The sequence below is a fragment of the Mesorhizobium sp. M0522 genome (genome assembly GCF_040321085.1).
In the GTDB taxonomy this organism is placed as follows: Bacteria; Pseudomonadota; Alphaproteobacteria; order Rhizobiales; family Rhizobiaceae; genus Mesorhizobium.
Map to the genome: position 1 here is coordinate 1 of NZ_JAMYQW010000051.1, position 12,446 is coordinate 12,446.

General features: G+C 60.1%; 10 protein-coding genes and 7 pseudogenes. 7 read left to right on the plus strand and 10 right to left on the minus strand.

Features of this window, described 5'->3' with window-relative positions:
- From tnpC to tnpA, 3 genes and pseudogenes are all read right to left on the minus strand, one after another.
- Positions 1-1,394: pseudogene (gene tnpC, locus NKI58_RS31885) on the minus strand (IS66 family transposase); the annotation flags it as partial.
- Positions 1,395-1,463: 69 nt separating this feature from the next.
- Positions 1,464-1,820 carry an IS66 family insertion sequence element accessory protein TnpB gene (gene tnpB / locus NKI58_RS31890; protein WP_192357246.1) on the minus strand — a complete coding sequence of 119 codons (357 nt, stop codon included), beginning with the start codon at positions 1,818-1,820 and terminating at the stop codon, positions 1,464-1,466.
- Entirely contained in the window at positions 1,817-2,257 is a 441-nt protein-coding gene (gene tnpA, locus NKI58_RS31895; RefSeq protein ID WP_192357248.1) for an IS66-like element accessory protein TnpA, read from the minus strand. Before tnpA ends, tnpB begins: the two co-directional genes overlap by 4 nt.
- An 86-nt stretch (positions 2,258-2,343) precedes the next feature.
- Here tnpA and NKI58_RS31900 point away from each other — a divergent pair, with 86 nt between their 5' ends.
- Complete coding sequence (locus NKI58_RS31900) at positions 2,344-2,508, plus strand: hypothetical protein (RefSeq protein ID WP_352812961.1); 165 nt, start codon at positions 2,344-2,346, stop codon at positions 2,506-2,508.
- Between the two features lie 112 nt (positions 2,509-2,620).
- Entirely contained in the window at positions 2,621-2,812 is a 192-nt protein-coding gene (locus tag NKI58_RS31905) for a hypothetical protein (protein ID WP_084642947.1), read from the plus strand.
- Between the two features lie 251 nt (positions 2,813-3,063).
- On the opposite strand, the pseudogene NKI58_RS31910 reads toward NKI58_RS31905, so the two are convergent.
- A pseudogene (locus NKI58_RS31910) lies at positions 3,064-3,447 on the minus strand (S46 family peptidase); the annotation flags it as partial.
- 12 nt (positions 3,448-3,459) lie between these two features.
- Between NKI58_RS31910 and NKI58_RS31915 the strand changes: the two are divergent.
- A pseudogene (locus NKI58_RS31915) lies at positions 3,460-4,011 on the plus strand (transposase); the annotation flags it as partial.
- Between the two features lie 51 nt (positions 4,012-4,062).
- Here the strand turns inward: NKI58_RS31915 and NKI58_RS31920 are convergent.
- The 5 genes and pseudogenes from NKI58_RS31920 to NKI58_RS31940 all read right to left on the minus strand — a co-directional run bounded on the left by NKI58_RS31920 (position 4,063) and on the right by NKI58_RS31940 (position 7,032).
- Complete coding sequence (locus NKI58_RS31920; RefSeq protein ID WP_352854252.1) at positions 4,063-4,833, minus strand: GntR family transcriptional regulator; 771 nt, start codon at positions 4,831-4,833, stop codon at positions 4,063-4,065.
- Between the two features lie 18 nt (positions 4,834-4,851).
- A pseudogene (locus NKI58_RS31925) lies at positions 4,852-5,472 on the minus strand (TCP-1/cpn60 chaperonin family protein); the annotation flags it as partial.
- A 3-nt stretch (positions 5,473-5,475) separates the two neighbouring features.
- A pseudogene (locus tag NKI58_RS31930) lies at positions 5,476-5,640 on the minus strand (GroES family chaperonin); the annotation flags it as partial.
- Positions 5,641-5,969: 329 nt separating this feature from the next.
- Positions 5,970-6,112 (minus strand): annotated as a pseudogene (locus tag NKI58_RS31935) (IS21 family transposase); the annotation flags it as partial.
- Between the two features lie 194 nt (positions 6,113-6,306).
- Complete coding sequence (locus NKI58_RS31940; RefSeq protein ID WP_352452593.1) at positions 6,307-7,032, minus strand: FkbM family methyltransferase; 726 nt, start codon at positions 7,030-7,032, stop codon at positions 6,307-6,309.
- A 268-nt stretch (positions 7,033-7,300) separates the two neighbouring features.
- On the opposite strand from NKI58_RS31940, the pseudogene NKI58_RS31945 reads away from it, so the two are divergent.
- From NKI58_RS31945 to NKI58_RS31960, 4 genes and pseudogenes are all read left to right on the plus strand, one after another.
- Positions 7,301-7,766 (plus strand): annotated as a pseudogene (locus tag NKI58_RS31945) (IS6 family transposase); the annotation flags it as partial.
- Between the two features lie 473 nt (positions 7,767-8,239).
- On the plus strand, positions 8,240-9,382 hold the full coding sequence (gene wecB / locus NKI58_RS31950) for a non-hydrolyzing UDP-N-acetylglucosamine 2-epimerase (RefSeq protein WP_352854255.1): 1,143 nt from the start codon (positions 8,240-8,242) through the stop codon (positions 9,380-9,382).
- Positions 9,382-10,041, plus strand: coding sequence for a hypothetical protein (locus NKI58_RS31955; RefSeq protein ID WP_352808339.1), 660 nt, complete (start codon positions 9,382-9,384; stop codon positions 10,039-10,041). The genes wecB and NKI58_RS31955 overlap by 1 nt, the downstream gene beginning before the upstream one ends.
- A complete protein-coding gene (locus NKI58_RS31960) occupies positions 10,038-10,211 on the plus strand; it encodes a site-specific integrase (RefSeq protein WP_352854258.1) in 174 nt (57 codons plus the stop codon). The genes NKI58_RS31955 and NKI58_RS31960 overlap by 4 nt, the downstream gene beginning before the upstream one ends.
- 1,244 nt (positions 10,212-11,455) lie before the next feature.
- On the opposite strand, the gene NKI58_RS31965 is transcribed toward NKI58_RS31960, so the two are convergent.
- A complete protein-coding gene (locus NKI58_RS31965) occupies positions 11,456-12,346 on the minus strand; it encodes a sugar kinase (RefSeq protein ID WP_352808749.1) in 891 nt (296 codons plus the stop codon).
- Between the last annotated feature and the right edge of the window lie 100 nt (positions 12,347-12,446).

A 12,446-nucleotide genomic window follows, 5' to 3' on the forward strand; every position in this document is an offset into this window, starting at 1 on the left:
TATTCCGCGTCGCATCCACGACGACAACCAGGAATCGCTGTTTTCCGCCATTTGAAAAGGAGGTGCATAATGAATCAGTCTTCGCGATCGGACGGATTGAGCGCTCGACGGTGTTGCTGTCGATCTCGATGCGGCCGTCGTCAAGGAAGCGCGAGAGGCCTTGCCAGCGCGAGAGCGTGTAGCGGATCGCCTCGGCGAGCTTTGTCTTCTGGCTGATGAGGCCGAGCTTTTCACGCAGCCAGGGTTCGAGATCGGCGACAATAGCGCGGCTACTTTCCTGACGCATCGCACGGCGTTCGTCGGCCGATCGGCCGCGGATATCGTCCTCGATCTTATAGAGGTCGGCGATCCGTCTCAGCGCTTCGCTGGCGATCGGCGCGGGCCCGGCTGCTGTCAGTTCATAGAAGCGTCGACGCACGTGTGCCCAGCAGAAGGCGAGCGTCACGTCGCTCTTGTCGGCCAGCACACGATAGCCGCCATAGCCATCGACCTGCAGGATTCCAGTGAAGCCTGCGAGATGAGCGATCGGACGCTCGGCCTTCCGGTCGGGTGCGTAGACATAGGCGACGCCCGGCGGGTCGGCTCCCTGCCATGGCCGATCGTCACGCGCATAGGCCCAGAGTTGGCCTGTCTTGGTCTTGCCGCGGCCGGGGTCGAGCACCGGCGCAGTCGTCTCGTCGGCAAAGAGCTTCGGCGAAGCCTTCAGCTTGCCAAGCAGCCGCTCGTGCACCGGACGCAGATGCCAGGCGGCGCGGCCGACCCAGTCGGCGAGCGTGGACCGGTCGAGATTGATGCCCTGCCGGGCGTAGATCTGCGCCTGACGATAGAGCGGAAGGTGATCGGCATATTTTGAGACCAGCACCTGGGCGACCGTTGCCTCGGTCGGAAGACCACCCTCGATCAGCCGGGCGGGCGCCGGAGCCTGAACCACCACATCCTCACAGGCGCGGCAGGCATTATTTGGGCCGGCGCACGACGATCACACGCAGCTGCGCCGGAACGATGTCGAGCCGCTCGCTCACGTCCTCACCGATCCGATGCAGGCCGTTGAGGCAGCACGGGCAGGCATGGTCCTCGATGTCGACGACCATCTCGACACGAGGAAGATTCGCCGGCAGGGCACCCCGGTTGGCCCGGCGTTTGGTAGTCTTTGCCTGTCGCTGGTCCGGAGAGGCCCCCTCGGCCTCTTCCTCGCCGGCCGCCTCGATCTGCTCGGCCTCTTCGAGCCCCAGCAGCAACTGATCCTCGGGAAGCGTCTCGGCGCGGCGACCGAAGCGGTGACGCTGCAATTCCTTGATGATCTGGATCAGGCGGGCATTCTCGACGTCGCGTGCCAGGACCATCGCCTTCAGCGCGTCCGGATCGTCGGGAAGCTGGTCAGCCGTCATCGCCATGAGCGGATCAGACCATATTCGCCGACAGCCCGCGACAGCGGAATCCAGGCTGATTCACTTCGTCGCGGGTCAGCCCGCCTGGGCTGGAACGCGGGTCTGGCGTGCCTCGTGGACCCGCCGCCAGTCCAGCCCTTCCAATAGCGCCGAGAGTTGCGCGGCCGTCAGCCGCATCACCCCGTCCTGCACTTTCGGCCAGCGGAACTCGCCGTCCTCAAGACGCTTGGCATAAAGGCAGACGCCGGTGCCATCCCAGAAGATCAGCTTGATCCGATCCGTCCGCTTCGCCCGGAAGACGTAGACGGCGCCGCTGAACGGATCGGCGCCCATCGTCTCGCGCACCAGTGCGGCCAGCCCCTCCGCGCCCTTGCGGAAGTCTACCGGCTTCGTCGCCACCATGACTTTGACCGCACCCGTCGGGCCAATCACGCTGTTGCCTTCAGCGCGCGAATTACAGCAGCCACCGTCTTGGCATCGGCACCACGGCCAACGCGCATGGCGATGCCGTCGATCTCAAGCTCGATCACGCCGGCGTCGCGGACCGCCTTCTGCTTCCATGGTCGTCCTGGGCGCTTCGCTGTGGGTTCGGTTGTGGGCGCCGCCACAACCGCCGGCACAAAGGCAGGAGAATCTTGCTGCACCGAAGCGGCCTGTTTGCGCGCTTCCCGACGCCAGGCGAACACCTGCTGCGGCCTCAGGCCATAACGGCGGGCGACCTCGGAAATGATTGCGTTCGGCTCCAGCGTCTCCGCGATGATCCGCGCTTTGTCATCCACCGACCACTGACGCCGGCCGCCAGCACCGTTGATCACCTCGAAACGTCGAGGCTGCCGCTCCGGGTCAAGCGTAAGGTCAAGTCCAGACACAAGTCGATCTCCGATCCCATTACAGAACCGGCAACCTCACAGATCCAGACCACTCCTGAAAGGTGGTCCGGAAACACCGCTTACGTTTGTCTCAGAACGGGGTGCTCGGCATTTACGATCCGGCCGAGCGCCAGCGAGTGATCGTCGGCGGGCTGGACGGCGGCATCATGTTAGGGGACTACGGCCTCCAGGCGCGCGAGGAATGCCGAGACCTCGGCGCCAATGTCGGCCGGTTCAGTCACCGTGGGTGACGGCCTAGCTACTCCCCGATCATCCCCGATTTAATTCAAATTTGTCTGTAAATATTGACGATTGCGCGACCTTCACCTCGTAGACGGCAATGGGGTGGTTAGAGAGGGTCCTATGACAAGCGATTTTTCCGCCGCCCGAGTGCATTTAGATCGAGCGTATGACTACCTTTGTGGCGATGACCCGATGAGTCGAAGGGGACGCCAAGCCTTGGACCTGCTAATTGAGGCGGTTGCCGTCGAAGAGTTCAAGCAGCCACGCCAAAACGCGGAGGTGCTAAGGTTTCCGATTGGGCGCCGCTCCTGAGGCAATCTCCACGGCCGCCATGTAGCCTCAGGTGAGGCGCTCACCGGACGGTTGCGCGCCACTATGAACCATGGTGAGCAAATCCTCCAGAAGGCCAAGAAGCCCGCCCCGCATGAGCCGAGGCGGGCAATAGAAAATGGGGTGCCCAAGCGCGTCCATGAAACAGCGCCGCAGGTAAAATTCAGCAGAATGTCCATCCTGGCGCCTTCAACGGCGATGCGCAGCCAGTTCTTGGGCCGGTAGGGCACGTTGTCGCGCGCATATGGCCGGGAGGAACCATCAGGCGCGACATAGGCGCGACAAAAGCCGAAGTGGCCCGTGTGGCGCGGCCACATCCAGTTATCCGTTTGGCCGCCGAAGTTGCCGATGCGGAGCGCGGGCGCATAGACGAGGCGCACGTCCTCAATTTCGAGCTTCTGGAGGAGATAGTAGGAGGCGCCGCCATAATGGGCCCCTACGTCGCAACGGTGATTGGGCTGTCCTTCACATGCGGCGATCAGGGCCTTTTTGTTCGTGGCGAGCCGCTCATGCCGGGCAAACCCGTTCAGCTTGTCTGAGACGCTCTTGAGCATTTCGGCGGTCACATCCCGCATGTCCTCGATCACATAGATGCGGCTGCCGGGCGCCGCGGGCAATTCTTCACCCAGTTCAAGCTGTCGAGCGATCCACTGTTCGTCGACAAGGTTGGCGACATCGTCGGGCTCTACCTGTCACCGCCCAACAGGGCACTGGTTTTGAGCGTCGACGAGAAGAGCCAGATCCAGGCACTCGATCGGGAGCAACCGGTCCTGCCGACGATGCCGGGCGTGCCGGAGCGCCGGACCCATAGTTATGTCCGACACGGCACCACCTCGCTGTTCGCGGCCAACGTGCCGCCCGATCTCGATGTCCACGTCATCATGGATACCACAAAACCGCGCTGGTCAGGTTTCTGTCGCGCCGGCCTCACTACCATGTCCACTTCACGCCCACATCGGCATCCTGGATCAATCAGGTCGAACGCTGGTTCGCTGAACTGACCCGAAAGCAGCTGCGACGCGGCGTGCATACCTCAACCAGCCAGCTCGAGGCCGATATTCGCACCTTCATCGAGCGCCACAATGAGAACCCAAAGCCCTATCGATGGACCAAGTCCGCGGGCGAAATTCTCTCGTCCGTCAGGTGTTTAGGCCGAGCAGACCTTATGTGGCGAACTTTAGGTTCACATGACTAGCTGAAAACTTTGCAACACATCCCTTCGCAGTTGGGCATCATCTGCTCCGGCCGATCAATTGGCGTGGTTGAGTAACCAAGGCGCTCTTTCGTTCGATCCAGCCGGTGTAAATGTAGCGATCCGCCCGGTAGGACGAGGACGAAAAGTAAATAACCCGATCGTTCGAGTCGAAGGCGGTACGGTCGATTTGCAGCACCGCAGTGCCGCTCGACACGTCGAGTGCTTTTGCCAGTCTGGTACGCGCGGTGCCGGCCCTTATCTCCTGTCTGGCTCGCGCAAGAGCCACACCAAGCTGCCGCTCGAGAATCTCGGTGAAAGAAGCGTCGGCAAGGTCGCGCTTTTCCATCTGGCGTCCGATTGCCGCGACAAACGAAACCGTCTCAACCGCGACGACTTCATCATCGATCGTTTGTACGCGCTCGATGGTCAGCACGCTCTCATCGGTTGGCACGTTGAGTGCGGCTGCAACCGCAGCGTCAGCGGAACGCCAGTCGACCGTCACATGCCTGGTACCCGGCCGGAAGCCACGCGCTACCGCTTCTTCCGAAAATCCTGAAAAAGTGAGCAGGTCCCGGCCGATGTGACGCTTGGCAACAAACGTCCCCTTGCCAGCGCGTCGATAAAGCAAGCCTTCACCGACAAGGGCAAGCACCGCCTGTCGCACCGTATTGCTGCTGAGTTCGTGCTGTTTCATCAACTCCATCTGAGTGGGGAGCTGATCCCCAGCATTGAAGACCCCGCTCTCGATCTGAGACCGAATGATATCCGCGAGCTGAATATGAAATGGAGTTCTACCGGGCTGAACCATGCGGTCTCCTTAAGCCGAGATCACGCCTTGGCCGAAGAGATCGCCGAATTCGCCGGTCTGGGCGTCCGAGCCATAGGTACAGCCTCGCGCAGCTTGCCGATGACGATGGAGCGGTTTGCCCCGCTGTTCTCCGCGATCTGGCGCGCGGGAGCTTCGATGGCGCGCCGCACGATATCGGGGCCGTATCTCTGGTCGGCGTTGTCGGCGGCGACCGCCTCGAGTGCCTTGGCGGCTCTGAGCAGCGCCACGCCGCCGGGCAGGATGACCGCGGCACGGGTGGCATGAATGGCGTCGCCGACCCAATCCTTGCGTTCCTTGACCTCGACCTCCGTCGAGCCGCCGACGCGGATGACGGCGACACCCCGGCGAGCTCGGCCAGCCGCTCCTGCAGCTTCTCGCGATCCAGTCGGAGGTGGTCTCCTCGATCTGCGTCTTGATCTGGGTGACACGCCTCTGGATCTGCTCCTTCTTGCCGGCGCCGTCGACGATCGTGGTGTTCTCCTTCTCGACTGTCACCCGCCTGGCGCGGCCGAGCATGTCCAGCGCGACATTCTCTAGCTTGATACCGAGATCCTCGCTCATGGCGGTGCCGCCAGTCAGGATCGCGATATCCTCCAGCATCGATTTACGGCGGTCGCCGACCTCGAGGTCCAGTGGCTTAGGCTGGCCGGTTTCATTGCGTGCGTCAGGACCGGCGGCGATCACTTCGGCCTCCTGCAGCTTTTCCTTCGCGATGTCGGGAATGGTGATGCCGCTGGCCGTCTTCTCGTCGGCTTCGATGCGGCGGACGAGGATGCGGTCATCCAATGAACGTCATGTCGTTCTCCTTCAGGACAAACAGATTGCAACAGGCTACCCCGATTCGGACCGACAGGGCTTGGTGCGGGGCTCGCGCGACCCTTTTTCGGCATCGCGCGCACATGCGGATTAAGTTTGCTCCGTTCTCCAAGAGTGGACTGGCCTATGAAGTTCCGACCCTTATGCCCTGCTGTGTTGATTGCGCCATGGGACGCATTGACCGTTGTCTCGATGCGGACGAGACGAAGTTTCACAGGGCCTATCCTGAGCCTATGAAATACGTCTTCGGCGCGTTCAGGGCCTGCGCTCGCGGGACATGGAGCTGAGGCCGTCTCCAGCAGCAAGGCGTTGAGTTCCTCCAGGTTCTTGAAGCGCAGCCTTGGGATGAAAAAGCGCTCGCGCCCAGCCTGACCTGGTTCTCGACCCGACCCCTCTCCCAACCCGACGCTGAAGTGCAGGCCACCGGCTCGATAAGATAGTGGCCGATCCCAATGCATGGCCAAACAGCGGTATCGACGCCCTCATGCCATGGAATTCCCAGCGCTGAATGGCCTCAGCTCCCGCTTACGCTACATGCGGCGATATGCGCTTCATCTGATTGCCACGCGGCACCCGAGGACGGACGTTGGCAGGCTTGGTGTACGTTCAATGACGCGTTCGATTTGGGCCGCTGCATCAAGTCAATCGCTCGAAGACGACGTTGATGTCAGTCATTGCAGCAAGCCGGTATGATCTGCATTCCATTACATTGATGATCCGATCCCTATTGCCCTTTAGATAATGCTCGTTTGGCTCGCATTGGATGACAGCAGGTCTGATGCACTCGTAGTCAATGGCCTTGACGAGATCGTGATCCAGTCCTTCGCAATCGATCGATAAGAAATCGATCTTATTGGCATAAGGGGCGAGTAGTTCATTGATACCGATCGCGCTCACCTCGATATGTTCTCGGATACCTCCTATACCGTCGAAGTCCCCGAAACTTTCAACGTGTGCTTTATCCACCGACGAAAGCTCATGGGCGTTTCCGATGAAGAGCGTCGCAGACGCTTGCGGAGCGGGCAAGACAACGGATCGAACGAGAACGTCTTCCGGGCGAGCAGTCCTGATCAGCGCTTCCAATTCAGGATTGGGTTCAACCAGAACACCTCGCGCGCCCCGTTGGTACATAAGAAAGGTATTTGAGGTCGAGATGGGGTGATTAGCGCCGATCTCGACATAAAACACACTGGCCCAAGATCTTTGACTCTTGCAGAGTTTTGCAGCCAGAATTCCTTCGACAATAACGTCTTCTCCGGCTTGTGCGTAACTAGCCGGCGCGAAGTGCTTTATCCGAGAGTTCGGGAGATTGAGCCTAGCGACCTCTTGGTTTATTGACTGGTTTTCGAAGTGGGACAACATAGCTCGACCTCCAATGTATTGGACAGGGGACCGCTACGACCGGTTGTCGCGACGGCCCCTGCTCATAATCCCCGCAATCAGCGTGCCACGTGCCGAATGCGGTGCTCCTTACTCAACAAGAGTGAAACACGCGCGCCCGCTGGAATGGCCGCGACACTTTTGTCGGGTTCGCGACATCGGCGCCACCGTCCGGCGACTTCCCGAGGATGTGTTGCAAAGTTTTTGGTAACCAAGCGCATTGGGCTCCGGTGTTCCTCGGAGAGTTGAGATATTCGAAGGCCGCCATTTCGACCAATCTGTGATCTTGCTTTGCATTCGCTCGCATCTGGCCTACGGACTGAGCCTACGCTGATCTTCGAGAAATGATGGCGGAGCGTGGCATTAGTGTCGATCATTCAACGATCCATCGCTGGGTCGTTCATTTCGCGCCGCTGCTGATGGAACGCTTTAACCGGCGCAAGCGCCTCGTGACCGGCAAATGGCATGCGGACGAGAACTACATCAAGGTCCGCTGGCGATGGATGGACCTCTATCGCGCCATCGACAGCGTCGGCGACACCGTCGAGTTCTGGTTCAGTGAATCCCGGGATTTGCCGGCCGCCAAGCGTAAGAGCGTTGGCACGCCATGACCGTGCTGATCGCATCGTCATCGACGCAGGCAGACCAACCGGGAAGCCATTGTTTCCTGCGATGCCACAAGTCGATTGCAGGATTGCTCCCGGCGCCGGTCGAAAGCCGACCCGCATTTGGCAAAGCCGGCCAGCTTGTCCGACGCAGCGATTTGCTCTTCGTCGCTAAGACTGCGTCGTGTGTCGGCTTTGTCGGGCCCGTGACACGAAGTTCGGTTGGGCGAACTTTTTTCTGTTTGCTAAGTAGCTGTAAGCAATCACAAATTGTTTTTTAGCTCGATCAGCCAATGTGGCACGAGTTTTGTGCCTCCTCGTTGAGGAGTGGCGGCAGCAATTGCCGCCATCATTGATGCCGGGGTCAGTCGCGATGGAGGAAGGCGATCCGCGTCAAATCGCGTACTATGGCAAGGGTACATCCTCGTCGTCCGCTGTGAATGGACAAGACGTGGTTCGCTTCGGCCCTGATGATGGCGCCTATGGCCCCTTATGCGATTCCTTGGCGACTGCGGTCTCCGACGCCCCCAGGCCACGCAAGACACTAGCAGAGAGCGCGCTCACATTTATTTGGAGAGACGATCATGCCCAAGGTGGCATTCATTTTCGGTACTCGTCCTGAGGCGATTAAATGCGCCACAGTAATTAGGGCGATGAAGCTCGACCGCAGGTTCGAGCCCCTCGTTGTTTCCACGGGGCAGCATCGCGAGATGCTGGATATCGCTTTAGCGGAATTCGGTATTCGACCCGACATCGAACTAAGCGTCATGCAACCTCGCCAGACCTTGTCGCAGGTCACATATCGAATACTGGAAAGGCTCTCCGGGCAAATAGAACAATGGGGGATCGACGCGGTAGTCGTTCATGGCGATACCGCGAGCACCCTGGCAGGAGCCCTGGCCGCCTTCCAGCACCGTATCCCCATCATCCATATCGAGGCGGGCTTGCGTAGCGGCAACATTGCATCGCCATATCCAGAGGAGGCCAATCGGCGCCTGGTCGCCCAGATAACGGATCTCCACCTGGCGCCGACGATTCGTAGCAGCGAGAACCTTCTCCGCGAAGGTGCCGCTGAGGATCGTATCACGGTCACCGGGAACACGGTCGTCGACGCCCTTCACTGGGCGGCCGAAAATGCCCCCGCCTTCGCCGAGCCAGCGCTTGCCGACCTGAAGAACGAAACGCGGCGGATCGTGGTCGCCTCAGCACATCGGCGTGAATCGTGGGGCGCACCGATGCACGAGATCGCAAGAGCTCTTGTGCAGCTATCATGTCAGGAGAACGTGCGTGTCATCATCCCATTGCACCAGAACCCGGCAGTGCGCGAAGTCATTTTGCCCTATTTAAGCAACCAGGCGAATATTACGGTGGTGGATCCTCTGCCGTACCGCAACTTCTGCAGCCTTATGCTGCGCGCGGACATCATCATCTCGGACAGCAGCGGCGCAGAGGAAGAAGGCCCTTCACTCGGCAAACCGACGCTCGTTTTAAGAGAAATCACCGAGCGGCCGGAGGCTGTCGAAGCTGGCACGGCGCGCCTTGTGGGCCGCAGCACCGCCCGCATCGTGAGTGAAGCGACCCGGCTGCTGCGCGATCCGGACGAATATTCACGGATGGCCCAGCCCGTGGACGCCTACGGCGATGGAAAGGCGACAACTCGGGTCATCGGTGCAATCGCGAGATATTTCGCTGCGCACACCGCGCGCGAGTCGCAGCTGGCCAACTGATGGGCCGCCAGATCAGCGGCGTGGCGCGGGACCGTTCGCTGCCCTCCACGCCCTCCGAAGAACACCACCATATCGAACTGACCGGACCGGGCGATGACGACAAAAGAGAGAAGGTCATGGCTAGGAGTGAACAATCCGACGAGATCTCAATTTCTCCAACGCTGTGGTGTGCCTATTCCGATGAAGCCCGCCCCCGATTCCGAAATGAAGCGCCCATACCCAAGGATCAGGGATTCGTCCTCAGTTCCCGGGGCAACCGCCTCTCGGCGACCGGCCTGCAAAATGGCTTTGCCGAGGTCCGTAAACTCGCCGACTTTGATGGCGGTAAGCCGTTTAAGGCCGCACGATCACCGGTTTGCCGTGACCCGCCTCAGCCTCTGGCACCAACAGCGCGCAGACGTTCAGGCGCTGGCCACATATCTCGGCCACGCCAGTTACACCGACACGGCCTACTACCTGAGCGTGCCGCCCTCGATGGAGGCGCAGCACGAGCGAACACCGCACACCTGCTCGTAGCGCCGCTCCTGGAGTCCTATTTCCGCCGGCGCCTGACCAAGCAGCGGAACGCGACTCCCGCGACCGTGGCCAGCTATCGCGACGCCTTGCGCATGCTGATCCTTTTGCCGCCGCCCGGTTGCGGAAGAAGCCGTCGGCGTTGACGCTCGAAGAGCTTGATCGAGACCTTGTTTTCGCTTTTCTCGACGAACTCGAGGAGAAGCGGAACAATTCCATCACCACGCGCAACGCCCGCTTGGCCGCGATCCGATCTTTCTTCCGACGTCGCTTGCCGCCGACCCGGCGTTCTTCGGCGTTGCCCAACGCGTGCTGACGATTCGCATTAAACGGATGCAGATTGAGGTGACGTACCACCTCACCAAGGCCGAAGTGGACACCCTCATCGCGGCGCCCGATCCAAAGACGCCCCGTGGTCGGCGCAAGGGACAAACTGAGGGGGTTCGCCCGCCCGAGGCAAAGCCGAAGGGGCGACGCATGATCCGCGTAAGGGGATCCGCGTCGATCCTGCACGTAGCGCAGCCGAAGGCGTAGCGGAGGAAGGACGGGGAGACCTTTTTTGCTTGCGAGGGAGAGAAGGCGGGGCCCTCTTTCCCTCTCTGAGGCAGACAAAGTCGGCCGCGATCGCGGCCGTCACTCTTTGAATAGAAAGCAGCCGTCGTCACCGGCTAGCGCCAGGACGGCTCCCGCGGTGAATGGCAAGAAGAGCTAGCGACTTACCATCACCAACTCGTATTACCCGAGCTGGCGCACTATGCTGATTGCGGGCCGTGCTGTAAACGGGCGATATCCCAATCTGGTGTATTGATGACGGCGTTCTGGCCGCGTTGGCTCCGTGCCGAAGGCATAGAGCGGTTTCGCGAAGCGACGCGCCCATATTCTGGCAGGCCCACTAGATTCGCGTCCAGTCAACCAATTCTGTTACATTGATTGGAACGAACACAGAAGATCAACGTCACTTTGGCAGGAGCAATGGCAGGACCTTTCGACGAATGGATTTCTCACCTCGGTTTACCGCAGATCGACGATCCATATATTGACAAGCCGGTCTATCGGAAAACCAGCTTCGGCGAACTGAGTTAAGCGCCGAAATCGAAAAAAAGATCAGCACCAGCCTTCGCAACGCTCGCGACCGACGGAAAATCCCGCGTTCAAAGCTAGCACCCATGCGGGCTCAGCGACTAGGTTTATAATCGTTACGAAAACGCGGTTTCACGGCTGACCGTCGGCCGACTACTCCACTTTTGCGAGGCGCTGAATATTTCACCGGTGGAGATCCTATACCCCGTCGTGCTGCATCTTTGCGGTGAAGACCAGGCCGAAGCGGAAACTCCTATGGCGATCGTTGAAAAGCTGGCGAATTTCGACGGGCTCACGGCTTCAAGCCATTCTGAGCTTTCTTCGTCACCTGAAGACGAAGGAGACTGATGAAGGCCGCAACGGCATCGGCCGGTATCTGGATCCCGTCTCGCCGGCGACGCACTGGTGGCCGTCGCGTCGCGACGGTGGGCATATACGAGCGTTGTTTTCCAATGCTGGTGTGGTGCAAGCTCGACAGGACTACGCAGCCATACGTGTGCGGATTTCTCTCAGATAAGGGATGGAATCGACCGCGCCGGTCTTCTCAACTGCGAGGGACGCCGCAGCACAAGCGAACCGGGTGGCCGCCTCTGGATCGCCGCAGCGCAAAAATTCAGCCAGAAAGGCACCATCAAAAGTGTCACCAGCAGCCGTCGCATCCACAAGTTGCGCTGAGTAAGCGGGTATCCGAATTCTCATATCGCCACCAGCTACAATTGCGCCTTCTTCGCCTAGGGTCAAAAGGACCGTTTTGACGCCGTGTCGAAGGAATTCGTCGCAAATGGCATCCGGATCCGATAGCCCGAGCAGGGCTTGTGCGTCCTCCATGCTCGGAAAGAGAAAGTCTATTTGTGGCAATGAAGCTGACAAGGTTTCCCACGCCGCTGCCGGCGTCCATAGACTGCGCCGCAGATTGGTATCAAAGGAAACCTTGGCACCTGCCGATCTGGCCATCTCCATCGCTGTAAACGAAGCGTCCCGGCAAGACTCGGAAATAGCCTGTGATATCCCGCTAAGATGAAGAAATGACACACCCGCGAACATGCCTGGTGCGAGATCACTGCTTGCCAGGCGGCTGGCAGCCGAGCCGGCGCGCCGATAGGAAAAGCTATGACCATCAGGACCATACTCTATGAAATAGATACCGGTTGGCGCGGCAGCATCACGGATGACATGCGTCGTTGCGATGCCTTCGTCGTGATACAGCGACCGGATACGCTCGCCCAGGCTGTCCTCCCCCAGGCGGGTTATCATCCCTGCTTTCGCGCCGGATCTGGCTGCGGCGACCGCGCAATTCGACACATCGCCGCCAATGCCCGGCTTGATCGTTCCGTCCCGCCGCCACGCCAACTCGAACAGGGGTTCACCCATGCAAACGATGTCAGCCTCTCCACCACCCATACCACACCTCATTGTCCGTCTCCGGTCGCCCTTCGGCTGGCGTTTAGGCCTCGGGTTCCCTCAGTTCCAG

Coding starts and splice junctions, on each gene's coding strand:
- NKI58_RS31905 (WP_084642947.1), top strand. CDS start 2,621: ATGACAAGCGATTTTTCCGCCGCCCGAGTGCATTTAGATCGAGCGTAT.
- NKI58_RS31920 (WP_352854252.1), bottom strand. CDS start 4,833: ATGGTTCAGCCCGGTAGAACTCCATTTCATATTCAGCTCGCGGATATC.
- NKI58_RS31940 (WP_352452593.1), bottom strand. CDS start 7,032: ATGTTGTCCCACTTCGAAAACCAGTCAATAAACCAAGAGGTCGCTAGG.
- wecB (WP_352854255.1), top strand. CDS start 8,240: ATGCCCAAGGTGGCATTCATTTTCGGTACTCGTCCTGAGGCGATTAAA.
- NKI58_RS31955 (WP_352808339.1), top strand. CDS start 9,382: ATGGGCCGCCAGATCAGCGGCGTGGCGCGGGACCGTTCGCTGCCCTCC.
- NKI58_RS31965 (WP_352808749.1), bottom strand. CDS start 12,346: ATGGGTGAACCCCTGTTCGAGTTGGCGTGGCGGCGGGACGGAACGATC.